Annotated in this window: 24 protein-coding genes and 1 pseudogene; 11 read left to right on the forward strand and 14 right to left on the reverse strand. The window is 66.9% G+C overall.

The genetic code is table 11. The annotated features are described in order from the left end of the window. Positions 1–30 precede the first annotated feature (30 nt). Positions 31–1,269 (reverse strand): diaminopimelate decarboxylase, encoded by a 1,239-nt coding sequence (gene lysA / locus CFB45_RS20005; protein WP_089427033.1) that lies wholly within the window; start codon positions 1,267–1,269, stop codon positions 31–33. Between the two features lie 109 nt (positions 1,270–1,378). Here lysA and CFB45_RS20010 point away from each other — a divergent pair, with 109 nt between their 5' ends. Beyond that, entirely contained in the window at positions 1,379–2,293 is a 915-nt protein-coding gene (locus CFB45_RS20010) for a LysR family transcriptional regulator (protein ID WP_089427034.1), read from the forward strand. Between the two features lie 55 nt (positions 2,294–2,348). Then, a complete protein-coding gene (locus CFB45_RS20015) occupies positions 2,349–2,948 on the forward strand; it encodes a GNAT family N-acetyltransferase (RefSeq protein WP_089427035.1) in 600 nt (199 codons plus the stop codon). 114 nt (positions 2,949–3,062) lie between these two features. Here CFB45_RS20015 and CFB45_RS20020 read toward each other — a convergent pair whose 3' ends face one another. Both CFB45_RS20020 and CFB45_RS20025 read right to left on the reverse strand, forming a co-directional pair. Then, positions 3,063–3,641, reverse strand: coding sequence for a DUF4142 domain-containing protein (locus CFB45_RS20020; RefSeq protein WP_089427036.1), 579 nt, complete (start codon positions 3,639–3,641; stop codon positions 3,063–3,065). 394 nt (positions 3,642–4,035) lie between these two features. Continuing rightward, on the reverse strand, positions 4,036–4,659 hold the full coding sequence (locus CFB45_RS20025; RefSeq protein ID WP_089427037.1) for an HAD hydrolase-like protein: 624 nt from the start codon (positions 4,657–4,659) through the stop codon (positions 4,036–4,038). Between the two features lie 138 nt (positions 4,660–4,797). Here CFB45_RS20025 and CFB45_RS20030 point away from each other — a divergent pair, with 138 nt between their 5' ends. Then, on the forward strand, positions 4,798–5,238 hold the full coding sequence (locus CFB45_RS20030; RefSeq protein ID WP_089427038.1) for a DUF4087 domain-containing protein: 441 nt from the start codon (positions 4,798–4,800) through the stop codon (positions 5,236–5,238). Between the two features lie 14 nt (positions 5,239–5,252). On the opposite strand, the gene CFB45_RS20035 is transcribed toward CFB45_RS20030, so the two are convergent. Continuing rightward, positions 5,253–5,519, reverse strand: a complete 267-nt coding sequence (locus CFB45_RS20035) for a Txe/YoeB family addiction module toxin (RefSeq protein ID WP_089427039.1) — start codon at positions 5,517–5,519, stop codon at positions 5,253–5,255. Further along, positions 5,516–5,776, reverse strand: coding sequence for a type II toxin-antitoxin system Phd/YefM family antitoxin (locus CFB45_RS20040; protein WP_089427040.1), 261 nt, complete (start codon positions 5,774–5,776; stop codon positions 5,516–5,518). Before CFB45_RS20040 ends, CFB45_RS20035 begins: the two co-directional genes overlap by 4 nt. A gap of 223 nt (positions 5,777–5,999) precedes the next feature. On the opposite strand from CFB45_RS20040, the gene CFB45_RS20045 reads away from it, so the two are divergent. Both CFB45_RS20045 and CFB45_RS20050 read left to right on the forward strand, forming a co-directional pair. Beyond that, positions 6,000–6,443, forward strand: coding sequence for a GNAT family N-acetyltransferase (locus tag CFB45_RS20045; protein ID WP_089427041.1), 444 nt, complete (start codon positions 6,000–6,002; stop codon positions 6,441–6,443). Positions 6,444–6,500: 57 nt separating this feature from the next. Further along, positions 6,501–6,719, forward strand: a complete 219-nt coding sequence (locus CFB45_RS20050; protein WP_006480837.1) for a DUF1653 domain-containing protein — start codon at positions 6,501–6,503, stop codon at positions 6,717–6,719. A 58-nt stretch (positions 6,720–6,777) separates the two neighbouring features. On the opposite strand, the gene CFB45_RS20055 is transcribed toward CFB45_RS20050, so the two are convergent. Both CFB45_RS20055 and CFB45_RS20060 read right to left on the reverse strand, forming a co-directional pair. Beyond that, complete coding sequence (locus CFB45_RS20055) at positions 6,778–7,992, reverse strand: winged helix-turn-helix domain-containing protein (RefSeq protein ID WP_089427042.1); 1,215 nt, start codon at positions 7,990–7,992, stop codon at positions 6,778–6,780. A gap of 384 nt (positions 7,993–8,376) precedes the next feature. Next, positions 8,377–9,765, reverse strand: coding sequence for an MFS transporter (locus tag CFB45_RS20060; RefSeq protein ID WP_089427043.1), 1,389 nt, complete (start codon positions 9,763–9,765; stop codon positions 8,377–8,379). Positions 9,766–9,841: 76 nt separating this feature from the next. Here CFB45_RS20060 and CFB45_RS20065 point away from each other — a divergent pair, with 76 nt between their 5' ends. Together CFB45_RS20065 and treA are read left to right on the forward strand one after the other, a co-directional pair. Continuing rightward, on the forward strand, positions 9,842–10,093 hold the full coding sequence (locus CFB45_RS20065; protein WP_373558416.1) for a hypothetical protein: 252 nt from the start codon (positions 9,842–9,844) through the stop codon (positions 10,091–10,093). Positions 10,094–10,229: 136 nt separating this feature from the next. Further along, positions 10,230–11,981, forward strand: coding sequence for an alpha,alpha-trehalase TreA (gene treA, locus CFB45_RS20070; protein ID WP_089427044.1), 1,752 nt, complete (start codon positions 10,230–10,232; stop codon positions 11,979–11,981). Positions 11,982–12,077: 96 nt separating this feature from the next. Here the strand turns inward: treA and CFB45_RS20075 are convergent, their stop codons facing one another. Then, positions 12,078–13,565: a carbohydrate porin gene (locus tag CFB45_RS20075; RefSeq protein WP_089427045.1), complete on the reverse strand. Its 1,488-nt coding sequence runs from the start codon at positions 13,563–13,565 to the stop codon at positions 12,078–12,080. Between the two features lie 120 nt (positions 13,566–13,685). Further along, complete coding sequence (locus CFB45_RS20080; RefSeq protein WP_089427046.1) at positions 13,686–13,955, reverse strand: hypothetical protein; 270 nt, start codon at positions 13,953–13,955, stop codon at positions 13,686–13,688. 1,080 nt (positions 13,956–15,035) lie between these two features. Here CFB45_RS20080 and CFB45_RS39065 point away from each other — a divergent pair. Then, complete coding sequence (locus CFB45_RS39065; protein ID WP_179255081.1) at positions 15,036–15,173, forward strand: hypothetical protein; 138 nt, start codon at positions 15,036–15,038, stop codon at positions 15,171–15,173. Positions 15,174–15,294: 121 nt separating this feature from the next. After that, entirely contained in the window at positions 15,295–16,941 is a 1,647-nt protein-coding gene (locus tag CFB45_RS20085; protein WP_089427047.1) for an Nramp family divalent metal transporter, read from the forward strand. A gap of 127 nt (positions 16,942–17,068) precedes the next feature. Here the strand turns inward: CFB45_RS20085 and CFB45_RS20090 are convergent, their stop codons facing one another. Further along, on the reverse strand, positions 17,069–17,974 hold the full coding sequence (locus tag CFB45_RS20090; protein WP_089427048.1) for a helix-turn-helix transcriptional regulator: 906 nt from the start codon (positions 17,972–17,974) through the stop codon (positions 17,069–17,071). Between the two features lie 283 nt (positions 17,975–18,257). On the opposite strand from CFB45_RS20090, the gene CFB45_RS20095 reads away from it, so the two are divergent. Both CFB45_RS20095 and asnB read left to right on the forward strand, forming a co-directional pair. Continuing rightward, the gene (locus tag CFB45_RS20095) at positions 18,258–19,091 is read left to right on the forward strand and encodes a helix-turn-helix transcriptional regulator (RefSeq protein WP_089427049.1); all 834 of its coding nucleotides are present in this window, start codon (positions 18,258–18,260) and stop codon (positions 19,089–19,091) included. Between the two features lie 263 nt (positions 19,092–19,354). Next, positions 19,355–21,322, forward strand: a complete 1,968-nt coding sequence (asnB, locus tag CFB45_RS20100; protein WP_089427050.1) for an asparagine synthase (glutamine-hydrolyzing) — start codon at positions 19,355–19,357, stop codon at positions 21,320–21,322. A gap of 19 nt (positions 21,323–21,341) precedes the next feature. Here asnB and CFB45_RS20105 read toward each other — a convergent pair. From CFB45_RS20105 to CFB45_RS20120, 4 genes and pseudogenes are all read right to left on the reverse strand, one after another. Next, positions 21,342–21,527, reverse strand: a pseudogene (locus CFB45_RS20105) (lytic transglycosylase); the annotation flags it as partial. Between the two features lie 525 nt (positions 21,528–22,052). Further along, on the reverse strand, positions 22,053–22,451 hold the full coding sequence (locus CFB45_RS20110) for a winged helix-turn-helix domain-containing protein (protein ID WP_089427051.1): 399 nt from the start codon (positions 22,449–22,451) through the stop codon (positions 22,053–22,055). A 458-nt stretch (positions 22,452–22,909) separates the two neighbouring features. Next, a complete protein-coding gene (locus CFB45_RS20115) occupies positions 22,910–25,120 on the reverse strand; it encodes a xanthine dehydrogenase family protein molybdopterin-binding subunit (protein WP_089427052.1) in 2,211 nt (736 codons plus the stop codon). Between the two features lie 2 nt (positions 25,121–25,122). After that, positions 25,123–25,584: a (2Fe-2S)-binding protein gene (locus tag CFB45_RS20120; protein ID WP_006480868.1), complete on the reverse strand. Its 462-nt coding sequence runs from the start codon at positions 25,582–25,584 to the stop codon at positions 25,123–25,125. Positions 25,585–25,773: the final 189 nt, after the last annotated feature.

Below are 25,773 nucleotides of genomic sequence, written 5' to 3' on the forward strand. Positions count from 1 at the left end.
GGCCGCGCACCCCGTTCCGTCATGCAGGCGTTACTCGAACGTTTCGAGCGCGAGCAGTTCTTCAATGGTCTGCCGGCGGCGGATCAGCCGCGGCGCGCCGCGATCGACGAGCACTTCCGGTGCGAGCGGCCGGCTGTTGTAGTTCGATGACATTGACGCGCCATACGCGCCTGCATCATGCAGGAACAGCAGGTCGCCGATCTGCGGCTGCGCCAGCTTGCGGTGCGTGACCACGCCGCCCGCGTCCTGCGTGAACACGTCGCCCGATTCGCACAGCGGCCCGGCGATCGCGAGATCGACGAGCGGCCGTCCGGCCGGCAGCGCGCCATCGTGCGTGTGCACCGACACCGCGTGGTAGCTGCCGTACATCGACGGGCGCATCAGGTCGTTGAAGCCCGCGTCGATCAGCACGAAGTCGTGCTTCGGCCGGCGGTTGACGGCCTGCACTTCGGTGACGAGCGTGCCGGCTTCGGCGACGAGGAAGCGACCCGGCTCGATCTCGATGCGCACCGGGTGGCCGAGGTGACGCTCGATCCGCTTGCGCGCGGCGTCCCACTGGCTGAAGTAGTGACCGACGTCGACGCGCGGCTCGCCGTCGCGATACGGGATCGACAGGCCGCCACCGGCCGAGATCGCGTCGATGTCATGGCCGAGCGACGTGACGAGATCGACCATCGCATCACACACCTGCGACAGGTGGCCGTAGTCGACGCCCGAGCCGATGTGCATGTGGATGCCGACGAGCTTCAGCCCGTACTGGCGCACGATCTCGATCGCGCGCGGCACGTCGTCGATCCAGATGCCGTGCTTGCTCTGCGGGCCGCCGGTGTTGGTCTTGTTGCTGTGGCCGTGGCCGAAACCGGGGTTGACGCGCAGCCACACGCGGTGGCCGGGCGCGTGCTCGCCGATGCGGGCGAGCATGTCGAGTGAACCGGCGTTCACGGTCACGCCGTGCTTCAGCACGGCCGCGAGCGTCGGGCGGTCGATCAGGTCGGCCGTGAACACCACGCCTTCCGGCTCGCCGGCGGGGCTGAACCCGGCCGCGAGGCTGCGCTCGATCTCGCCGAGCGACACCGCATCGACGCACGCGCCTTCCTCGCGCATCAGCTTCAGGATATGGACGTTCGAGTTCGCCTTCTGCGCATAGCGGATCACGTCGAACTGGCGCAGTTGGGCGATGCGGTCGCGGATGACGTCGGCGTCGTACACCCACAGCGGGGTGCCGTATTGCTGCGCGAGCGTCGCGAGCTGGCGGGAATCGAGAGACATGGCAGATGAATCGGGTCGAATGAACGGATAACGGGAATGATGCGCCAGATTGCCTATCCAGTAAAATGCCTGTTTATCGACATTCGATTCATATCTGATATAGCCGATCATGCTCACGCACCGCCATATCGAGGTCTTTCGCGCGCTGATGGTCACCGGCAGCACGACACGCGCAGCCGAGATGCTCTATACGTCGCAACCGACGATCAGCCGCGAGCTTGCGCGCATGGAGCAGGTCGTGGGCTTCGCGCTGTTCGAGCGTGCGCACGGCCGGCTGCGGCCGACGATGGCCGCGCTCACGCTGTTCGACGACGTGCGGCTCGCGTATGTGGGGCTTGAACGTGTCGCGGCAACCGCCGCGCGCCTGCGCGAGTTTCGTGACGGTCAACTGTCGGTGATCGCGCTGCCGGCGTTCTCGCACGCGATCCTGCCCGGTGCGTGCCGGCGTTTTAGCGAGCAGCATGCTGGCGTCAGCGTGTCGGTGGCGACGCAGGAATCGCCGGTGCTCGAAGAGTGGCTGACCGCGCAGCGTTACGACCTCGGGCTGACCGAGCGCGACGTCGCGCCGGCCGGCACCGTGCTCACGCCGCTGCTCGAAGTCGACGAAGTGTGCGTGCTGCCCGACGGCCATCCGCTGCTCGCGCAGGACGCGATCGATCTGCCGGATCTCGCGGATCGCCCGTTCGTGAGCCTGTCGCTGAACGATCCGTACCGCATCCTGATCGACGAGGCGTTCGCGCAGCTCGGCGTGGCGCCGCGCTCGGTCGTCGAAACACCGTCGGCCGTGTCGGTGTGTGCGTTCGTGCGGCAGGGGCTCGGTGCCGCGATCGTCAATCCGCTGACCGCGCTCGATTTCGTCGGGCGCGACCTGCACGTGCGGCCGCTCACGCGCTCGTTTCCGTACCGGGTCAGCGTGATCGTGCCCGAGCACCGGCCGAAGAGCCTGCTCGTCGATGCGTTTGCCGACGCGTTGCGCGGCGAGGCGAAGGCGATTCGCCGCCGGTTGGCCGCGCTCCTCGGCTGACGCGGCCGTATGATCGGTGTTTCGCCGCCATCGCCGCCACTTTCCGGAATCCTTCATGACCGACGCTTCTGCTTCCCTCGAACCACCGATCCTCACCGGCGAACACGTCGAACTGAGGCCGCTCGATTCATCCGACCGGCAGGCGCTGCTGGACGCGGCCGCCGACGGCCAGCTGTGGAACCTGAAGGTCACGGTCGTGCCGGGCCCCGAGACGATCGACGCGTATATCGACACCGCATTGCAGGGGCGTTCGGCCGGCACCGTGATGCCGTTTGCGATCGTCGATCGCGCATCGGGCCGCGTGATCGGCAGCACGCGTTTCTGGAAGATCGATCGCAAGAACCGCAAGCTCGAGATCGGCCATACGTGGTTGAGCGAATCGGCGCAGCGCACGCGCGCAAATACCGAAGCGAAATGGCTGCTGCTGGGCTATGCGTTCGACGTGCTGCACTGCGTGCGCGTGCAGTTCACGACCGACGAGCTGAACGAGAAATCGCGCGCGGCGATCCTGCGGCTCGGTGCGAAGCAGGAAGGGATCGTGCGGCACGAACGGATCATGCCGGATGGCCGCAAGCGCAATTCGGTGCGCTTCAGCATCATCGACGACGAATGGCCGGAGGTGCGTGCGCGGCTGCTGGCGAAGCTTGCGACGTAACGTATCACGCGTGAAGCGTGACATATGACGTGCGTCGCGCCGCCGGAAGGGGAGCCGCGACGCGACGACAGGGGGAAGCAGTGCGCCGCGCGTGATGCGCGGCGCTGCGGCGCGTTACTGCGCCGATGCGAGGTGGTGGCGTTCCGCGAGCTTCTGCGCGTCAGCGTAGTGCTTCTGCAGGATCGGCAGCGACTGGCGTGCGACTTCCTTCAGCTTCGTGTCGCGGCCCGACGCGATTTCGGCCTGGAATGCCGAGATGGTCTTCTGCTGGCCGGCGAGCGCGACCTGCTCGATATACGCCTTGTCGAACTCGGCGCCGCGCAGGTTCTTGATGCTGCTCAGCACGGCCGTGTCGGGATCGTTGGCCGGCACGTCGACGCCGCGCGGGCTGGCCGCGCGCATCGCCTGGATGATCTTTTCATCGTCGGTCGACACGCGTTGCGCGAACGCCTTGACCTGGCTGTCCGACGTGCGCGAATCGGCGATGCGTGCCGCGTCGTGCTGCGTCGACACGGTCTTCGTGCCGTCGGTGATGAAGGCCTGGTCGGCTTCGTGGATACGCGTCGCGGCGGCGGCCGGTGCGTTCGGCGAGGCCGGTGCCGGTTGTGCGGTTTGCGCGGTCGCCGTCACGGCGACGAGCAGCAGGCCAGCGGCAGACAAAGCAAGGCGCGAGAGTTGGGGAAAGCGGTTCATGGGACCTCCTTTCAATCGGGGCTCTGGTTGAAAAACGGATCACGTGATCCGTCGCTGTGCGAGAGACCGGGCGCGCCCGGGCCGGATTCGACCGCCGCTCTGCCGCGGCGCCGGTCGAAGTGTTTCCCGGCCCGACTGATTCTAGGAGAGCGATCCGGTAGCAGGTGCAACCGCGCTGTGGTTTGTGTAACGGATGGTAAGACGAATCGGTGAGCCAGCACGCCGACAGGTAGTGCGTACCTGTTGCGTGTGCGACGGCGGCAATTTTTGCGTGCATGACGCGTGCGGGATGCACGTGGGTGTCATCCGCATTTCATCGTCGTGCGGCTGTGTCGTGCGATGACGTGCGCATCGTGCGAAGGGGCGAACCGGATGCGCGCAGCGCGCGCATGCGTCACACGCGATCGAGCAATGCGTCGAGACGCGGCAGCAACGGTGTCGCGCAATGCGCCTGCAACGCGTCCGGCGCGGTGTAGCCCCACGCGACGCCCTGGAATGCGATGCGCGCGCGACGTGCCGCGTCGGCGTCGCGGATTTCATCGCCGACGTACAGCACTTCGTCGCTGCGCACGCCGGCCTCATGAACGAGTGCGCGCAGGCGACGCGCCTTGCCGAACAGCGGAATGCCGCACGCGAAATGCTCGACACGGCTGCTGGCGTGCGGGCCGAGCCGGTCACGCACGATCGCCTCGGTATTCGACGTGGCGATCGCGATGCGGATGCCGCGCGCGGCGAGCGCGTCGAACGTTTCGTCGACGCCGGGGAACAGCGCCACTTGCGCGACGCGCGGCTGCATCAGGCGGCGCATGTCGATCGTCACGCGCGGCACTTTCCACATCGGCACGTCGAGCGCGCGAATGATGTCGCGCGCCGACATGCCGCGCAGCGCCGGGCGCAGGTCGGGCGTGGCGTCGCGAAAGCCGTGCATGCGCGACGCTTCCGACAGCGCCGCGAGAAAGCTGTCGAGCGAATCGGCGAGCGTGCCGTCGAAGTCGAATGCGATGAGGCGGTAGGGCATGGAGCGGCATGGCGCACTTGTTGGGCAGGTGACATTGTCACCGAATCTGCTGAAAGCCGATCTCGTAGTCGCCGCTCGCGACGATCGAGGCGACCGGACGGCTGGTGCGGACGAGCGACATGCGAGAGAAAGCCCGGTATGCTGTCCGGCACCCGCAATGGCGGTTTCCCGATGCACATTCGTTTCCGGATCGATCACATGACAATCACTCGTGCACGTCTTGCAATGTGGATGCTGGGTGCAGCCTTTACGGTGGCAGCCGCGACGCAGGTATCTGCCGCACCGGAAAAGCGCTGCGGATGGCTTGAGAATCCGTCGCCGGCCAACTGGTGGCTGAACGACAAGGACGGCACCTGGACACTGTTGACGATGGGCAACGAGCCGGTACCGGGCCTCGACAAGATGCCCGACATGTCGACGAAGGGCTGGGTCGTCACCAACGCCGGCGGGCATGGCTACGGTTGCGCATGCCTCGACCTCGAAATTGACCCGCGCACGCGCGAGGTGACGCGGATAGTCGCGGCGCGGCCGCTGCCGTTGAAGCGTTGCAAGGCAGATCGCGCGTTGCGGGCGCCATGAGCCGCGGGGCGATGCTATTCGTAGTGGTAGCGGCAGGACACGATGCTGATCTGCAAGTCGTCAGCCTCGTAGACCAGACGGTTCGTGTCGTCGATACGGCGCGACCAGAAGCCGGAGAGATATGCCTTTAACGGTTCGGGTTTGCCGATGCCTTCGAACGGCGTTCGCTGGGCTTCGCGAATGAGCTGGTTGATGCGCTTGAGCGTCTTGCGATCCTGCCCCTGCCAGTAGACATAGTCGTCCCACGCGTCGGAAGTAAAGAGCACGCGGCGTACACTCATTCGTCATCCGCCGCGAGCTTGTGTTCCTTTGCCTTGCCCTTGCGTAGTTGTGCGATCGAACGCTCGAGATGGGCGACGTTGGCCGGCGAGCGCAGCAAGTGCACCGTCTCCATCAGGCTGTCGTAGTAGTCCTGCGACATGATGACGGCGTTCGGTGCATCGCGGCGCGTGATGAGCGTCACGTCCGCATCGTCGACGACCTGGTCGATAACAGTCTTCAGATTGCCACGGGCATCCGAAAAAGGAATCGTGCGCATGATTGCCTCACTTGTACATATAACGGTACAAGTTTAGCACAGTCGATAGATGTGTACGGTTTGCTGTACAAGTCGACGGCGCCAGCCTCGTTACACACCAGAATCGTCCCGGAATGAGCATGCGCGCCGTCTGGCCGTGACGACAAGTATCGCCGCTTGTAGCCCGCCGCGGCGCGCGGTATCGTCAGCGTCTCGCCTTCCGCCCCCCCAACCGGAGACCGACGTGCCCGCTGCCACCCCCGCCACGCTGAGATTTTCCACCGACAAGCGCGAACTCGACGTCGACGCGATCTTCGACTTCCTGCATCGCGACGCGTACTGGTCGCAGGGCATTCCGCGCGACGTGGTCGAGCGGGCGATCGAGGGCTCGCTGTGTTTCGGCGCCTACGTGGGCGACCGGCTCGTCGGGTTCGCGCGGCTCGTGACCGATCACGCGACGTTCGCATACCTGTGCGACGTGTTCGTGCTGCCGGCCGAGCGCGGCAACGGCTACGGCCGCGCGCTGATCGACCACGTGTTTGCACAGGAGATGGTGCAGGGCCTGCGCCGCATCATGCTCGTGACGTCCGATGCGCATGCGCTGTATCGGCCGGTCGGCTTCGAGCCGTGCGCGAATCCCGAACGGATGATGGAGATCCGCCGCCCGGACATCTACGCGAAACGCTGACGCGCGGCGCAGCGCATACAATACGCGCTTTCCGTTTTTGCCGAAGAGAAGCCCATCATGACCGAACAGGAAGCCGAACAGCTCGCGACGCATCGCCATTACAAGGGCGGGCTGTACCGCTACATCGGCGTCGCCCGCCATTCCGAAACCGAGGAATCGGTGGTCGTGTACGAACACCTGTGGCCGCATGCGCGCGGGCTGTGGGTACGGCCGGAAGCGATGTTCAACGGGAACCTCGAAGACGGCACGCCGCGTTTCCGCAAGTTGCGCGACTGATTGACGGCCGGCGCGTAGACATCCGCGCCGCCGCCGTGCCAGCCGGCTGCGTGGGCGGCTACGCGCCGGCCAGCGCCTTCACCAGCTCCGGCGGGGCCTGCTGCCCGACCGTGACTTCCGGCGTGCCGTGCCACGCCGCGAGCTTCTTCACCGCCTTCGCGACATCGGCTGCGAGCCCCGTGCCGAACCGCACGCCAGGCTCGACATGCACGGCCTTCAGTTCGAACGTGCCGAGCGTGCGATGCGCCTTCGCGTCGATGCGCCCGACCAGCCGCCCGCGATGCAGCACCGGCAGGCAGAAATAGCCGTAACGCCGCTTGTGCCCGGGCGTATAGCATTCGATCGTGTAGTCGAATCCGAACAGCGTCGACGCACGCCGCCGGTCCCATACCACCGGATCGAACGGCGACAGCAGCGTCGTGACCGTGGAGCGCAGCGTGTCGGCCTCCGCGGCCGGCAGCAACGCTTCGAGCGAGCGATGCACGTAGGCGGGCTCCTTCCAGTCGTCGATCGCCACCGGGATCAGGTCGCCCGCGTCCGCGAGCTGCTCGAGCTCCGTGCGGTAGGAGCGGCGCGGCAGCCGATAGTAGTCGGCCACCCAGTCCGCGCGCACGACACCGAGCGCCCGGCACGTGTAGTCGAGCAGCGCGGGCAGCACGGCGTGGCGCGGCGGCAGGTCGCGCGTGTCGTCCCAGTCGGGCAGCACGCGCTCGCGCACGTCGTACACGCGCTGGAAATTGCGGCGTTCCGACACCATCAGGTCGCCCGTCGTGAACAGCACTTCCAGGTGCCGCTTCTCGGGCTTGCGATCCCACCAGCCGTTGCCTTTCACACCATCCTCGCGGGCGAAATCGGCCGACCGTACCGGGCCCTCGGCCCGAATCCGCGCGAGCAGCCGCTCGATGTCGGGACGATTCTGCTCATGCCACTCGGCCGCGTATTTCCAGCCCATTCCCGACGGATCGAGCATCTTGTAGCGCATCAGGCCGAACTGCTCGACCGGCAGGAAGCACGCTTCGTGCGACCAGTATTCGAACAGGCGCGCCTCGGCGAGATGTTCGTCGAGCCACTGCGGCGAGAAATCGCCGAGACGGCTGAACAGCACGAGATACGGGCTGCGCGCGACGACGTGAATGGTGTCGATCTGCAGCTGCGCCATCCGGCGGATCGTGTCGAGCACGTCGGATTTGGTTGCCTTGCGGCGGGGCGGCGTCAGCAGGCCTTGCGCGGCGAGATGCAGCGCGCGGGCGGCGGCGGTCGAGAGCGTAAGCATCGGAAGGGCGGCCGGGAGTGATGGTCGGGAACCACTTTAGCGCGAAAGCGGCGCGCGCGTGCGACGTGCCGATGCACCGCGTCTGACAATGCTTGACAGATGCGTTGCGCAAGTTTCCCTATAGTGCAGTTCATGGCGCAACGATAAACACGCGCAACGATTTTGCTTCCGACGCACATATGTCCATGGCACGCAGGAAGTGAATCCGGGATTCTCAACCCCCATCGGGAGACCCGGAGCCCTGAGCGGACATCCATGCGGCTGTGCACCGGCCCCGTGTGGATGTCCGCTGATTTTTTTGTATTTTCCGGTTTTGCTTCGCGGGCGGTTTTTCCTTTTGCCCGTTTGGCCCCTCTCGTGATTTCCCGCCCGTCTGCCTGATCGCTATTGCCGCTTGCCGCGCGCGACTTCGTCGCCGGCGCCGGGCGGCAGCCGCCGCGTGATCGGAATCGACGCGAACGAGCACAGCCCGACCACGAGAAACGCGGGCCAGAAATCCGACCACATCATCTTCTGATGGCCCTGCAGCCAGTGCGAAATGTGCAGCACGAGGCCGGCGACCGTCACGCCCAGGCCGAGCGACATCTGCTGCACGACGCTGCCGAGGCTCGTCGCGCGGCCCGCGTCGCGCGGCGAGATGTCCGCATAGATCATCGAGTTCAGGCTCGTGAACTGCAGCGCCGGGAAGATGCCGCCGACGAGCACGATCAGCCAGATCGCCCAGGTCGCCATGCCGGGATGGAACACGCCGTACGCGGCGATCGCGAGCCCCGCGAAGGCCGCGTTGTAGATCAGCACCGTGCGGAAGCCGAAGCGGCGCAGCGTGTGGGTGGCCGTCGAGCGGCTCATCGCGCCGCCGAACGCGGACGCGCACGTGATGAGCCCTGAATGGAACGCGCTCATGCCGAGCCCTTCCTGCAGCGCGAGCGGCAGCAGGAACGGCACCGCGCCGAGGCCGATACGGAACAGCGACCCGCCGACGACGCTCGCGTGATACGTGGGGATCTTGAGGAAGCTGAGGTCGAGCACCGGTCGCTCCTTGCGGCGCGCGTACGGTACGTACAGCGCGAGCAGGGCGGTGCCGGCCACGCACATGACGAGCGCGTTCGAGCGTGACGTGAGCGAGCCGTCGATCAGCGTGAGGCCCATCAGTAGCAGCGCGGCGCCGCTGGCCGACAGCAGGAAGCCGAACCAGTCGAGCGGGCCCGGATCGGGCTCGCGCGTGTTCGCGATGTGCTTGCTGGCGAGATAGATCCCGTAGATGCCGATCGGCACGTTGATGAAGAAGATCATCCGCCAGTGCAGGTAGGTCGTGATGAAGCCGCCGACGAGCGGCCCGACCGTGGGCCCGAACAGCGCGGGAATCGCCAGGTAGTTCATCGCGCGCACGAGGTCCGAGCGCGGCACGGCGCGGAAGATGATGATGCGGCCGACGGGCACCATCATCGCGCCGCCCACGCCCTGGATGAAGCGCGCGAACGTGAGCACGCCGAGGGAATTGGAGGCCGCGCACATCAGCGAGCCGACGACGAAGATGCCGATTGCGGTGCGGAATACGGAACGTGCGCTGAAGCGGTCGGCCAGCCAGCCGCAGATCGGAATGAACACGCCGAGCCCGACCACGTAGGCCGTGATCGCAATGTTCAACGTGACGGGGCTGTGCCCGAAGTCCCTCGCCATCGCGGGAAGGGCGGTGACGATGATGTTCGCGTCGACGCTTTCCATGAACAACGCACAGGCAACGATGAGCGGTGCTAGAAAGACGGGCGACATGGGCTGGGCGCGCGGTAAAGGCGCCATTATGCCCACAATGTGACCGTTGAGTCACGTACGACAACAGTTGTTCCGCATGTTGCAACAGTCGTCTCGGTTGGCGGCGGCGTGGAAAGAACGACTGCATGGCGCTGCTGTGCGCGCTCGGGCTGCGCGATGCGCCGCGCCCGACTTCGTCGCGCACGATCTGCTCGCGATCGTGAAACGGCGAGTCGATGCAGCGGGCGCGCGCGGCGAGACCGGTGCGGATGCGCGCGACGCGCGCGCGTGGCGGGCCATGTCCGGTTATCTGTATCTGCGCGAGTTGCACGAATCGAAACTTGCTTGATGTGCACGTTTCGTGCGACAGTCAGACCCACTCGCACCACAAAACGACGCGCATCGATCGAGGGCCATCGAGACGAGCGCGCGCGCGAACGAGACCTCGTGCCGACCCACTCACCATCGAAAGGAGGGGACACGTCATGACGTCACGTCGTGCCGCATCGATCGCATCGCGCTTCTCGAGTCGCTTCTCAAGTCGTTACTCAGCTCGACTCTCACCACCTCTCGCGCCACCCGCGCCGCGTCTTCGCTGGGCTGCCGCGCTGGCCGTCGCGTATCTCGCCGTTGCCGGCTGCGCCGCCCAGGCCGACAACGCGAACCAGGCCGCCGCGCAGGCAGCTGCCCAGTCGGCCCCGCCGGCTACGGCCGCGATTGCCGCTCCCGCCTCGGGCACGCTGCTGCCGCCGCCGAGCCAGCTCTACGGCGACCTGTTCGTCGCGGTGCAGACCGCGCAGCTCTATCCCGACCAGAAGACCTTCGTGGACGCGACGCCCGATGGCGATCCGGCGACGATCGTGCAGTTGTATCAGCAACAGAAATCGCAGCCGGGCTTCTCGCTGAAGGCGTTCGTCGCCCAGCATTTCACGCCGCCGCCGGAAGGCGGCGTGACGCCGCCGCCGAACCAGACGCTGCGCCAGCACATCGACTGGCTGTGGCCGCAGCTCACGCGCACGAGCACGACGGTGCCGCCGTACAGCTCGCTGATCCCGCTGCCGAAGCCGTATGTCGTGCCCGGCGGCCGCTTCCGCGAAGGCTACTACTGGGACACCTATTTCACGATGCTCGGGCTGCAGGTGTCGGGCCGCGAGGATCTCGTCGACAACATGCTCGACAACTTCGCCCATCTGATCGACACGATCGGGCACATCCCGAACGGCAACCGCACGTACTACGCGAGCCGCTCGCAGCCGCCGTTCTTCGCGTACATGGTCACGCTCGCCGCGCAGGCCGAAGGCGACAAGGTCTATCAGAAATACCTGCCGGCACTGCGCAAGGAACATGCGTACTGGATGCAGGGCGAAGCCACGACGCCGCGCGGGCAGGCCACGCGCCATGTGGTCGCGATGCCCGACGGTGCGGTGCTGAACCGCTACTGGGACGCGAGCGATACGCCGCGCGACGAGTCGTATCTCGAGGACGTGACGACCGCGAAGTCGGTGCCGGCGCGTCCGGCGAACGAGGTCTACCGCGACCTGCGCGCGGGCGCCGAAAGCGGCTGGGACTACAGCTCGCGCTGGTTCGGCGACGGCAAGACGCTCGCGACGATCCGCACGACGTCGATCGTGCCGGTCGACCTGAACAGCCTGATGTTCCATCTCGAGACGACGATCGTGAAGGGCTGCGCGGTCACGCGCGACGTGGCGTGCGTGACCGATTTTTCCGCGCGCGCGGCGCGGCGGGCGGCCGCGATCAACCGCTATCTGTGGAACCGCCGCGGCTACTACGGCGACTACGACTGGCAACAGCGCAAGCCGCGCGACGCGGTGACGGCCGCTGCGCTGTATCCATTGTTCGCGGGCGTGGCGTGGCCCGAGCGCGCGAAGGCGACCGCGCGCGAGGTGCGCAAGACGCTGCTGCAGCCGGGCGGCCTCGCGACGACCACCGAGAACACCGGGCAGCAGTGGGATGCGCCGAACGGCTGGGCGCCGTTGCAGTGGATCGCGATCGACGGGCTGCGCCGCTATGGCGAACCGGCGCTTGCGAAGGACATCGGCACGCGCTTCCTGTCCGACGTGAAGCATGTGTATGCGACCGAAGGCAAGCTCGTCGAGAAGTACGTGGTCGAAGGCGCCGGCACGGGCGGCGGCGGGGGCGGTGAATATCCGCTGCAGGACGGTTTCGGCTGGACCAACGGCGTCACGCTGAAACTGCTCGGGCTGTACGGCGAGTGACGCGCGGCGCGCGCCGCGCGCTGGCACCGTCAGAAAACGCACGGGCCGGACTGTCGCGCAAGCGGCCGTCCGGCCCGTGTTTGCTTCAGGCCTGCTTTAGAACGTGATCGTCGTGCGTACGCCGACCACCGTTTCGTCGCCGATGCGCGCACCGGCCGCGTTTGGGTTCGGGATGCCGCCGCCCGGACGGAAGAAGTGCTGCAGGTCGGCCTGCAGTTGCCACCACGGCGCGACCTGGTACTGGTATGTCGCTTCGACGACCGTCTCCGCGCGGCGTACCGGATAGCCGGGCGTCGTGTAGACGCCCGTGTCGCCGTCGAGGCCGCGCGCATGCGAGCCGATCTTCGCGTAGCCGACCGCGATGCCCGCGACGTCGTTGTCGCGTCCCTTGAACGGCGCCTTCAGCGTCACGCCTGCATTGGCCGCGAAATCGACGATATTGCGATCGCCCGGTGCGCCCATCACGCGCGCGAACACGCCGACCGAGCGCGGGCTGTCGGCCGACGGCCGCCACACCATCTGGTCCGCGACCGCATAGAACCCGTAGTTGCCGCGATGGGTGGCGGCAATGCCGTTGCTCGCCGGATCCGCGAGCGACAGGCCATCGGTGCCGTAGCGCGGGTCGTTCGCATGCTGCGACTGATACCAGAAGCCGAGCTTGTACGTGCCCGGCAGGCCGGCCGGTTGCGGCGCCTTCGGGTCGGCGGGCGGCGCGTTCAGCGCGTACTGCACTTCGCCGATCACGAATGCGCCGCTGCGCAGGTTGAAGTTGGTGCCGTGCGCGTTCAGCACCTGCGCATCGCCGTCGCTGCGGCCGGCCGGGTTGCCGTCGAATACGCCGACCATCGCGGTCCACGCATCGGACGGCTTCACACGCAGCCGCACGCCGAGCGACGACAGCGGATACGCGGGGCCGCCGGCCGGCAGGTCGGTCGACGGCAGCACGGGCCAGCCGAACGTGGCGTTCATGAACGTCGCCGCGTTCTGGCTCACCATGAATTCCTGGTCGACGCTCTGCTGGCCGACCTTCACGTCGACCTTGCCGTCGAGCAGCGACTGCTGGTACCAGAGCTCCCACAGGCGCGTGGTCGAATTCGCCTCGATGCCGGTCGCGGTCTGCAGCGTCTGCAGATAGCGCTGCGTGAGGTTGGTGCCGTGAATCTGCAGCGCCGACACGTTGAACGTGCCGCCCGGCAGGCCGACCGCCTTGCCCGTGTCGACGTTGAAACCGAATTGCGTGAGCCCCTGGTACGCGCCGCCGCGATGCGTGCCGCCCGACGTGTTGTACAGGTACTCGCTGGTTTCCTGCAGGCTCAGCGTGATGCCGTGATCGCCGAGCACGTCGCGCAGGCCGCCCATGTTGCCGAGCAGGTTCGAGCGTTCCCAGAAGCCGGTGGGAGCGGGCGCGGCAGCATCGGCGGCCTGTTGTGCGGGCGCGGCGGCGTCGCTGGCGCCGGCCGCCGGTTCGGCCGCGGCCGGTGACGACGCTTGCGCGAACGCGGGCGTGGCGGCGAGCGACAGCAGCAGCGTGGCGAGCGCATTGACGCGGCGCTTGCGCGGGACGGGTTCGAGGTAGTTCTTCATGTGGGTTCCGTTGACGGTTTGATTAGTTAGGCTGAAGAAACGAAAACGTGATGCGGGAAGCGTGGCGAGACCGGGGCGCGGCGGCACCTGGCGCGTGGCGCTGCCGCACGACGGAGGGGCTTACGGCAGCCAGCCGCCGATGCGGCCCACCTGCGCGAAGCCGAGGCGCGGCGCAGCCGAGCACAGCAGCGCGACGAGGGCGACCGCGGCGGCCATCACGGCGACCAGCAGGCAGTCGAGCGGGCGGGGCGCGGCCGGCACGTGGGCGAGCGCCGTGCCGCGCCAGTTGCTGAACGCGTGGGCGAGCGGCGAGAGGCCGGATACGAATGAACGGTCGCATGCGACATGCGCGATGCGCTTGAGTCTGACCGCGAACGATTGAAGAAACATGACGCTGCCTCCGTCCGGTCCGGCTCGGGCCGGACGACGTGGTCGAGCGCGGGCGCGTGACGCGGCCTGCGATCGGAGGGTGGAACGTAATGGAGCGTGCAACGGACGAACCGGCGATGGCCGGCCCGGAAGGAAGCGCGCTAACCCGACGAATGCGAGCTAGCGGCGAAAGACATGCGTCTGGCTGCTATCTCGCGATGGCTTGGCCGGCCTGGACCGGCATCGAACTGCAACTAGAGCATGTGTCCACGGAGGGACTCCCTTGATGAATTGCGGCGGATTGTATTCGCGTCGTTTGCTGCAGCGCAAGTAAAAAACGCATAAAAATGGCGCATGTTGCGCGGGCGCTTCGGCGGCCCGTTCCGGCACGGGCCGCGCAGCGGATCGGCAACGAAGGGCGCGCGACCTGACGGGGTGCCGCGTTGTTCATACGCATCGATTCTCGGCTGCACCGCATGCGCTGAAAGGTTGCGCCACGTGTTTTCAAGGGCAATTCTTTCAGTGATGCGGCGCGCGAAATTTATTTCGAGAAATGGGGTTTGGAGGGGTTGACTTCACTTTTGGGCGGTCCATAGAATCCGGCATCTTCACTCTTGGGGCCGCCGCCTTGGACGCCTGCAGTAGTCGATCTTCGAACGAAATTTCCGCCTGAGCGACCGACGTCCGCGCCTCATCGAAGCCGCCGTTTGTCTCCCAGGCAAACGGTGCGCGCAGCAGTACTCCGCAGCAAATTCCTACGTGCACCCTGATTCGCGCCGGTTAGCGTGATGCGTTTTCGCATGCGCCCGCCGGTTTCACCGCCGCCTGGCAGGCGGCCGCGTTCGCGCACGCCTTTCGTCGGCTCGCGAATCCCGGCCTGCCCGCCTGACGGCGGTCAACCGTGTTCTCCGGAACACCGCACAGGAGCCGCCATGAACGACAGTGACAGTTGTCCCTTATGCCCGTTGCACGCACCGACCCTTTTGAACCCGGGTCGCAGGGACAATCCGGCCGACTAGCCTGACACGTCGTTCAGGCCCCGGACTGGCCCCGCGCCCACCACGCGGCCGGCAGCCTGCCGTCGCCGCACGGAGCCAGATCATGAACTTCGGCCTTCTGCTGTCGAATCTCCCGCACGTCACGGAATCGCGCAACCGCTACGACGCGATGCTGATGCTCGACGCCCGTCCGCGGGTGTTCTCCCGCCTGTTGAACCAGCTGAAAGCGTTGATCCGCTGAATGACGCACCGAGCGCGTCTCGGCATGCGCACGTGCAACTGCCCGAGGGCAGGCGCCACGTGCGCATTCCAAGACCACACGCTCATCGCATCGAATAACCATTAGCCGTACGGAACACATCATGTCCACGCCATCCAACGTTTCTCCACCGATCGCCGTCGAACGCAGCGCCGTGCTCGACGAAGCCCACCTGGGCGACATCCGCGGTGCGCTCGGTACGATCGCGCATCACGACACCGGCTCGCGCGGCACGTGGTGGGCACGCCTGCGCACACTGCTCGCGATCATCGGCCCGGGCCTCATCGTGATGGTCGGCGACAACGACGCCGGTGCATTCGGCACCTACACGCAGGCCGGCCAGAACTACGGCACGACGCTGCTGTGGACGCTGCTGCTGCTCGTGCCCGTGCTGTACGTGAACCAGGAAATGGTGCTGCGCCTCGGCGCGGTCACGGGTGTCGGCCACGCGCGCCTGATCTTCGAACGCTTCGGCAAGTTCTGGGGCGCGTTCAGCGTGATCGACCTGTTCCTGCTCAATGCGCTCACCATCGTCACCGAGTTCATCGGCATCACGTTCGTGCTGGATTTCTTCGGGCTGCCGAAGGTGGCCGGCGTGTGCGTGGCCGCGGCGTTGACCATGGCCGCGGTGAGTACCGGCGACTTCAGGCGCTTCGAGCGGTTCGCGATCGGGCTGTGCGTGCTGAGCCTGCTGCTCGTGCCGGTGCTCGTGTCGATCCATCCGCCCGTCGCGCAGATGTCGCGCGATTTCTTCGTGCCGAACTGGCCCGCGCACGCGAAGCTGTCGGACGTGATGCTGCTCGTGATCGGCATCGTCGGCACGACGGTTGCGCCATGGCAGCTGTTCTTCCAGCAGAGCTACGTGATCGACAAGCGCATCACGCCGCGCTTCATGAAGTATGAGAAGGCCGACCTGTGGATCGGCATCGTGTTCGTGCTGATCGGCGCGGTCGCGATGATCGGGTTCAGCGCCGCGCTGTTCAACGGGCATCCGGAAGCCGGCAACTTCACCGATGCGGGCGGCATCATCGCCGGCCTCGAGAAGTATGCGGGCCGCACGAGCGCGACGCTGTTCGCCGTGGCGCTGCTCGACGCGTGCATCATCGGCGCGGCGGCCGTATCGCTGTCGACGGCCTATGCGATCGGCGACGTGTTCAAGATCCGCCACTCGCTGCACCGCGGCGTGTCCGATGCGAAGGGCTTCTATCTCGTGTATTTCGGCATCGTCGCGGCCGCGGCCACGCTCGTGCTGATTCCGGGCAGCCCGCTCGGCCTGCTGACCGAAGCCGTGCAGACGCTCGCAGGCGTGCTGCTGCCGAGCGCGACGGTGTTCCTGCTGGTGCTGTGCAACGACCGCCAGGTGCTCGGCCCGTGGGTCAACTCGACGAAGCTCAACGTGTTCACCGGCGCGGTGATCTGGGTGCTCGTGCTGCTGTCGATCATCCTCACGGCATCGGTGATGTATCCGGATATCAGCGGCGAAGCGATCGTCGACGTGCTGGTCGGCGGCACCGTGCTCGCGATCACGGGCTATATCGCCACGGTATTGATCCGCCGCAACAAGCGCGTGGTCGAGCCGGCCGTCGATCGCTCGTTGCGCGACACGTGGCGCATGCCGCCGCTCGACACGCTCGAGCCGCAGAACATGACGGTCGTGACGCGAATCTGGATGGCCGTGCTGCGCGGCTATCTCGTGATCGCGGTCGGTCTCGTGATCGTCAAGGTGGTGCAGATGACGCTGCTGAAGTAACGCAGGCCGTCTTCCAGGAAGCGGCGCCGGACCCGGCACCGCGCCGCAACCCGCACATGCCGGCCCTCGAGGCCGGCATGTGCGTTTACGCGTCCGCTTGCGACATGCTGCGCACGCCGCGCGACCGTCAGATCAGCTCGAGCTTCGACGTCAGGTACGTGAGCTGGATCCGGTTCGCGACGCCGAAGCGTTTGCGCAGCTTGCGCAGGTGATAGTCGACGTTGTGTGCGCTGGTGTCGAGGCGCCGGCCGATCTCCTTGTCGGAGGCGCCTTCGGCGATGCCGAGCAGCAGCTCCTGCTCGAACGGCGTGAGCCCGTTCACCGCGCGTTCGCGCGACGTCGAGATCAGCTGCGGCGACGCGAACTTGTGCACCGACAGCCCGATCGACAGCGCCTGCTCGATCGTCGCCGGCGTGATCCATTCGCGCGTGCGGCGCGGCGCGGTGAAGCTCATGAACGCATGCAGCCGCGTGCCGGGCACGGCCATCGAATACATGATGCCGCTGCACATTCCGTCGTCGTGCATCGTCTGCAGGAAGCCGTCGAGCGCGGCCGGCGTCGCACGCGGGCCGTCGTCGCGCTCGCGGTGTTCGCGGCGCAACTGCTGCAGGTCCCACACGATCGGCATGTTGCACACGCGCGCGCCGAGCGTGCGCGGGTCGATGTCGTGATGGCTGTGCCGCACGTAGTCGCCGCGATAGGTGGCCGGCGTGAAGGCTTCGTGCAGGTAGAGACTTTCGACGCGCTCATGCGCGAATTCGAGCGCGAAGTATGCGAACGTCGAGAAGCCCGTCAGGTGCAGCAGGCTTGCGACGATGCGGCTGCGTTCGGCCGTGCTCTGCGCGTGCGCGAGCGTATCGGCGACGCCGAGCTTCGGCGCGTGCGGCTGCGTGAGCTCGCCGCGCTTCACGTCGTCGCACCAGACGACCTGCACGGGGCGCTCCCGCAGCACGTCCGGGCACGCGTTCAACCCGTGCGTCGGGCGGGGAAAGGTTGGGGCGACCGCTTCTTCATGCAATGCAATATCGGACATGTGCCATCCCTCGGAATCGACGCGCATCGCCTGGCGGCGGCCGTATCGTGTACGGCGTTCGTGGCGGTGCGATCGAGCATCGTGTGATATGCGCCGATCGTCATCCCTGACGAAACGCGGGGGCATTGTACAAAAATGCCTGTGTATGCGTAATATGCCGTAATACTAATGGCGGCGGAAGATTCCTATTCGCACGCCTATAACGAAGACCAGACAATCCATAAAGAAAAGACCAGATCGTGACGGGGCGCAGTTTCACATATTGGGAAAGGGCGGGCTCCTCATGACATATGCTGACGGCGCACCACGCGTCGAGTGGTTTTCGCAGGCCGATATCGCAACGACTGCGGCTTATTCGAATCAATATCAGGCAATCGGGCACGACGTTTTTACCGGCGCTCAAATTGAATCCGGTAAAACCGACCTTGCTCCGGTCGATTTCGCGCAATGCCATGCGCGCTTGCGGCAAATCGGTTTCAGTACGCTCGGTTATGGCGCTTTCGAAATGATCGGGCGGCGCATCCTGTGCGCGCATCTGTTGCGCGACCTCGCGCCCGCAACGTTCATGCAGCCGTTCATCGAAGGAATGCTCTACGAGAGCGACCCGCGGTTCGCACAGGTGCGGCAGAGCGGCTTTCCGGTCGCGTGGCGGCTCGACGAGATCGAGGCGGCCGCGCAGGGCAGCGGCGACCGCAAGATGCTGGCGCTCGCCGGCCATCTGCGCGCGCATGCGATGAATAGCGGCGTGCTGTTCGGCCTGTCGGCCCCGCGTCTCGATTTGCGTGTCGCGGTGAACGTGACGTCGGAGACGCACGGCACCGACTGGATCGACGATCGCGTGATCGGCGGTGCGCTGTCGGTGAGCCTCGCGGTGCATCGTGTCGCGTTGCCGTTCCTCGAGGCACGCATCGCACGGATGCGCGGCTTCGCGCTCGGCGACGAGCAGCAGCAGGTGCTCGACCGTCTCGTGCACGGGCTGTCCGACCAGGAGATCGCGAGCGCGCTGCGCACGTCGCTGCACAAGGTCGGCCACCATATCCGCTCGCTCGAAAAGCTCTTCAACGTGCAGAACCGCGCGCAGCTTGCGTATCTGGCGGCGCGCCGGCTGCCGTCCTGACGCGGTCCGTTCTCCGTTTTCCGCATGACCGATGATCGCCGGGCCGGCCCGTCCGTGGCCTGCCCGGCGGGGCACGTCGGCCGCGCGTACCGTCGTGATGCACGCACGCTGCTTGACAGCGTTTTTTTCGAGTGATTGCGGCATTCACCAGTGAATTATTGCTGATTTATTTCTTCGTAATATGGCTCGACCGTCACGCCGGACGGCGGGCCGCGAGGTTGCGCCATGCGTGACGGAACTGGTCAACAGGGGCAGACAAATCAATGTGCGGAATCGACGGCTTTCTGAATAGCGTCGCCTTCGATGAGGAGACAGCGCGCGGCACGCTCGCGCGCATGACGGCAAGCCTCGCGCATCGCGGGCCGGACGGACAGGGGATCTGGGTCGATCCGGAAGCCGGCATCGCGCTCGGCCACCGTCGGCTCGCGATCGTCGACCTGTCGGTACACGGCCGACAGCCGATGGCATCCACGTGCGGCCGCTACGTCATGGTCTTCAATGGCGAAATCTACAACCATCGCGAACTGCGCGCGGAGCTCGAGCGCGCGGGTCGCGCACCGGCGTGGCGTGGCCACTCCGACAGCGAGGTGCTGATCGCGGCGATCGTCGCGTGGGGTGTCGAGGCGACGTTGCGGCGCGCGACCGGCATGTTCGCGATCGCGCTGTGGAATCGCGAATCGCGGGTGCTGACGCTCGCGCGCGACCGGATCGGCGAGAAGCCGCTCTACTATGGCCGGATCGGCGACGCGCTCGTGTTCGCGTCCGAGCTGAAGGCGCTGCGCGGCTATCCGGGTTTCGACGGCGCGATCGATCGCGACGCACTGTGCCTGTACCTGCGCCAGTCGAGCGTGCCCGCGCCGCACACGATCTATCGTGGCATCCGCAAGTTGCCGCCCGGCACGTATATCCAGTTCGAGCATGCGCGCGACACGCCGCGCCTGCGGGCGTACTGGACGCTCGATCAGGCGATCGAGGACGGTCGCGCGCAGCCGTTCGAGGGCAACGCCGACGAGGCCGTCGGCCAGCTCGACGCGGTCTTGCGTCAGGCCGTCGCGCGGCAGATGGAGGCCGACGTGCCGCTCGGCGCGTTCCTGTCGGGCGGCATCGATTCGTCGACGATCGTCGCGCTGATGCAGGCGCAATCGTCGACGCCGGTCGATACGTTCACGATCGGCTTCCATGAAGCCGGCTACGACGAAGCCGGGTACGCGAAGGCGGTTGCGCGTCATCTCGGCACGCGTCATACCGAGCTCTACGTCACGGCCGACCACGCGCTCGGCGTCGTGCCGAAGCTGCCGTCGATCTACGACGAACCGTTCTCCGATGCGTCGCAGATCCCGACCTTTCTCGTGTCCGAGCTGACGCGCCGGCACGTGAAGGTGAGCCTGTCCGGCGATGGCGGCGACGAGCTGTTCGGCGGCTATACACGCTACTTCCTGACGCCGCGCCTGTGGCGCAAGCTGCATCGTGTCCCCGGTGCCGTGCGCGCACGGATCGCCGCCGCGCTGCATGCGTTGCGGCCCGATCATGCGGACCAGCTCGCGGCCGTCGCGCAGGGTGCATGGGGCGGCGTGGAGGCACGCGAATCGGCCGCGCGCATCGGCGATCGCCTGCACAAGCTCGGCCACGTGATGACGGCCGAGAGCCGCATCGGGCTGTACCGGCTGCTGATGTCGTCGGTGCATCATCCGGAGCGCCTCGCGCTGTCGGGGCAGGAGCCGGCGACGCCGCTCGACACCGTATCCGCGTGGCCCGCGCACCTGAGCTTCGCCGAGCAGGCGATGGCGATCGATACGCTCACGTACCTGCCGACCGACATCCTCGCGAAAGTCGATCGCGCGGCGATGGCCGTGAGCCTCGAAACGCGCATGCCGTTCCTCGATCATCACGTCGTCGAATTCGCGTGGCGCGTACCGGCGGCGGTGCGTTTGCCGGAAGGGCAATCGAAGGTGCTGCTGCGCCGGCTGCTCGACCGGTACGTGCCGTCCGCGCTGATCGACCGGCCGAAGCAGGGCTTCTGCGCGCCCGTCGATCACTGGCTGCGCGGCTCGCTGCGGGATTGGGCCGAGGCGCTGCTGCGGCCGTCGCGGTTGCGCGAGGAAGGCTTCTTCGATGCGGCCGCGGTCGAGCGCCTGTGGCGGCAGCACGTGACCGGGCGGATGAACTGGCAGCACCAGTTGTGGACGGTGCTGATGTTTCAGGCGTGGCTGGAGGCGCAGCGCGCCGCATAACGCGGCGCACTGCGCGTCGTCACTCGTCGAGGCAGCGCATGCAGCGCTGCTTCGCGGCGTTCGAGTGCAGGCCGCGGCACATCGTCATCACGGGTCGCGCATGGCACGAAGGCGGATCGGCGGACGCCGCGGGCGACGCCTGCCGGCGTGCGCGCTCGGGCGGGGTGGTCGCGGCGGCATCCATTCGTCGCTGGCGTGCGGGCAGCGTGTCGCGCCCGGCGCTGCCCTCATCGGGATTGCCGGACGTCATCGACGCGACGTGCAGCGTGTCGTCGCTGGCTGCATGCGCAACGGGTGGCGGCGTGGCGCACATGAGCGCAACCAGCGCATACAGGCAGGCGACAACGGTTCGCGAAGCGGGCATCTTCATGGTCATTCCGTTCGTTCCGGGGCCGGCGGCGCGGAGGGCGCGCGGCTGCTGCGTCGATTGTAGGGACGACGCAGGCCGCGTGTCACGCCGGAATCCGTCGTCACGGGCATGGACGGTGGCATGGGCGGCGATGGACGCAGCGGGCGCGACGAAGCGTGACGCGTGACGCGTGAGGATGTTCGGCTGCCGGCGCGCAAAAGCGACCGCCGCCCGGAGGCGGCGGTCGGGTCGCGACTGGCTGGCGGGCCGGGCGGCGTGCAGGCCGCGCCCGACGGGCGGGCCGCGAGGCGCTGCGGATCGCCGCAGCGCGGTGGGGGGAGCGTGGCCGGCGCGCCGCGTGCGGGCGGCGCGGGGGAAGCGTCAGGCGTAGTCGGCGGCCATCACGGCCTGCGGCGCCACGCGCAGGATCGGCGCGGCTTCGTGGCGCTCGACGTGCGTCATCGCCGCACCGAACAGCACGAGACGATAGCCGACCGCATAGATCGGAATGATCCGCAGATTCTTGTCGTGATCGAGCTGCAGCTTCGAGCGAATACGCGAGATATGGGTGTCGAGCGTGCGCGACGACACGCCGAGTTCACGACCCCACACGGCTTCCTGGATTGCCTGCCGCGGCACGACCTTGTTCATGTTGTCGAGCAGGAATTCGACGACGTCGAATTCACGCGGCGTGACATCAATGATCTTGTTGTCGATTTCGATCGTGCGGCGCACGAAGTTGATTTTTATGTTGTCGATGTACAGGTATTTGCAATCCATGGTGGCCCTCGCATGTCCATAAAGGAGTGTTTGCGGGTCCTGTGCTGCAACTTCCGGGCCAGGGAGTGGATCGCCGGAGATCGACAGGGGGCGGCGCCCGTGCAGGCGGCGCGGCAGCCTTGAATTTAAAAGAATTTTTAACGGAAGGCGTGGGGCGTAGAGAAAAGGGGGCGGGACAACCGTGAAGGATTGTTACGTAGCATCGGCAGGCGACGTTACGGGCGTTACGTCCGACGTAACGTGTCGGGCGAGGCGGGGGGCGCGGCCGGCGGAGCGTCGCCGCGGCCGAATGGAGAACCCTACATCGAACCCTACATGGGTCGATTGATTTTCTATACGAATCAATGCGTTACGGGTATTTTTTTTGCCGACATCGAACCCTACATTGCCGGCCCCCCTGAATAAAAAACACCGGCCGCGAGACGTCTGCGCCCCGCGGCCGGCGTTTCGGCCCATCCTCAAGCCTTCGCGCTATCCGCCGAATCGAACGGCAGCACGTAATGCCGCTTGCCCGTCGCCGCGAAGATCGCGTTCGCGACCGCCGGCCCGATCGGCGCGACGCCCGGCTCGCCGACCCCGGTCGGCGCTTCGGCCGACGGCACGATATGCACCTCGACCTTCGGCATTTCGGCCATCCGCAGCACGTGGTAGCCGTCGAAGTTGCGCTGCTCGACCTGGCCGTCCTTCAGCGTGATCGCGCTGTGCATCGCCGCGCCGAGCCCGAAGCCGATGCCGCCCTCCATCTGCGCGGCGACGATGTCGGGATTGATCGCGATCCCGCAATCGACCGCGCACACCACGCGCTCGACCTTCACCTTGCCGTCCGCGTCGACCGACACCTCGGCCACCTGCGCGACATAGCTCTTGAACGCCTCGGCGACCGCGATCCCGCGCCCGCGCCCCTTCGGCAGCGGCTTGGCCGGATCCCAGCCGGCCTTTTGCGCGGCCAGGTCCAGCACCGCGCGCATGCGCGGCTCCTTCGCGAGCAGGTCGCGGCGAAACGCGTACGGATCCTTGCCCGCCGTGTGCGCGGCTTCGTCGATGAACGCCTCGACAGCGTACGCCGTGTGCGAGCTGCCGACCACGCGCCACCACAGCACGGGCAGGCCGACCTTGGTGGTGGTGAGTTCGACCGACACGTTCGGCACCGCGTACGGCAGGTTCGCCGCGCCCTCGACCGAGGTGGCGTCGACGCCGTTCTTCACCATGAACGCCTCGAACGGCGTGCCGGCGAGGATCGACTGGCCGACGATCCGGTGGCGCCAGCCGACCAGCTTGCCGTCCGCGGTCAGCCCCGCGTCGAGCTTGTGGAAGTACATCGGCCGGTAGAAGCCGCCCTGGATATCGTCCTCGCGCGTCCACTGCAGCTTGACGGGCTTGCCGTCCGCGCCGAGCGCCTTCGCGATCGACACGGCCTCGACCACGTAGTCCGACCACGCGTTCGCGCGCCGGCCGAAGCTGCCGCCCGCGTACAGCGTGTGGATCTGCACCTGCTCGGGCTTCAGGCCGGCCGTCCGGGCCGCGTTGGCCTGGTCGACGGTCTGGAACTGGTCGCCGGCCCAGATCTCGCAGCTGTTCGCCGTCAGCTTGACGACCGCGTCGAGCGGCTCCATCGGCGCGTGCGCGAGATACGGGAATTCGTACGTGGCGCTGATCTTGCGCGCCGCGCCCGTGATCGCCGCATCGGCATCGCCGTCCTTGCGCGCCGACGTGCCCGGCTTGTCGGCGAGCTGCCGGTATTCGCGCATGATCTCGTCCGAGCCGCGCTTTTCGGCGTTCGTTTCGTCCCATTCGATCTTCAGCGCGTCGCGGCCCTGTTTTGCGGCCCAGAAGCCGGTGCCGACGACGGCGACGCCGCCCGGCACCTGCACGACCGACACGACGCCCGGCACGGCCTTGGCCGCCGTCGCGTCGAACGACTTCACCTTCGCGCCGAAGCGGGGCGGGCGCTGCAGCAGCGCGACGCGCATGCCGGGGACGGTCGTGTCGAGCGTGAAATGCGCGGTGCCGTTCGATTTGGCCGACGCGTCGACGCGCGGAATGGGGTGACCGATCAGCTTGAAATCGGCCGGCTGCTTCAGCGTGACCTTGTCCGGCACCGGCAGCTTCGCCGCATCGGCGACGAGCGTGCCGTACGCGGCCGTCTTGCCGCTCTTCGCATGCGTGACGACGCCATTGGCGGTCGTCAGCTCGCTCGCCGGCACCTTCCAGCGGGCCGCCGCGGCCGATACCAGCATCGCGCGGGCCTTGCCGCCGGCTTCGCGCAGCTGCTGCCACGAGTTCGACATGGCCGAGCTGCCGCCCGTCCCCTGCATCGTGCCGAACGCGAGGTTCGCGTAGCGTTTCGCATCGGCGGGGGCGCTTTCGACGCGCACGTGCGACCAGTCGGCGTCGAGCTCCTCGGCGACGATCGTCGCGATGCCCGTATACGCGCCCTGGCCCATTTCGACGTGCTTCGCGATGACCGTGACGGTGCCGTCGGGCGTGATGCGCAGGAACGCATTCGGCGCAAAACCGGCGGCGGGCGCGGTCGCGGCGAGCGCGCGGCGGCCGAAGCCGCTGAAGTCGAAGCCGATGGTCAGGCTGACGGCGGCCGCGGCGCCCGCGGCCTTCAGGAACGTGCGGCGCGACGGACGCACCGACCCGGTGTTGTCGAGTTCGATCGTCATGGTCAGGCTCCCAGCGTCGCGGCCGCGTCGTGGATCGCCGCCCGGATGCGGGCGTAGGTCGCACAGCGGCACAGGTTGCCGTTCATCGCGGCGTCGATGTCCGCGTCGGTCGGCTTCGGGTTCTGTTCGAGCAGCGCGGTGGCCGACATGATCTGGCCGGACTGGCAGTAGCCGCACTGCGGCACCTGCAGCTTGACCCAGGCGGCCTGCACGGCCTGCGCGGGCTTGCTCTGCAGGCCTTCGATCGTCGTGACGTGCTTGCCCGCGATGCCGGCGAGCGGCAGCACGCACGAGCGGACGGCCTGGCCTTCGAGATGCACGGTGCACGCGCCGCACTGCGCCATGCCGCAGCCGAACTTCGTGCCGGTCAGTCCCGCGTGTTCGCGAATCGCCCAGAGGACGGGCATCGACGGATCGGCGTCGAGCGTGACGTTCTTGCCGTTCAGGACAAAGGAGGTAGGCATTGTGATTGTCTCCGTGGGGAAAACCCGGCATGCGCCCGGTTACAGGGTCTGCTCACGCTCATAGCGGGCTTGCGCTGGCCCCAGAAGGGCCGAGCGCAAGGAATGCGACGCAGCGAATACTCGACGTATTCGCAAGGAGCATGACGCCGCGATCGGCCCTTCTGGGGGCCAGCCCCACGAATGAATTTA

Source organism: Burkholderia sp. HI2500 (assembly GCF_002223055.1).
Lineage (GTDB): Bacteria > Pseudomonadota > Gammaproteobacteria > Burkholderiales > Burkholderiaceae > Burkholderia.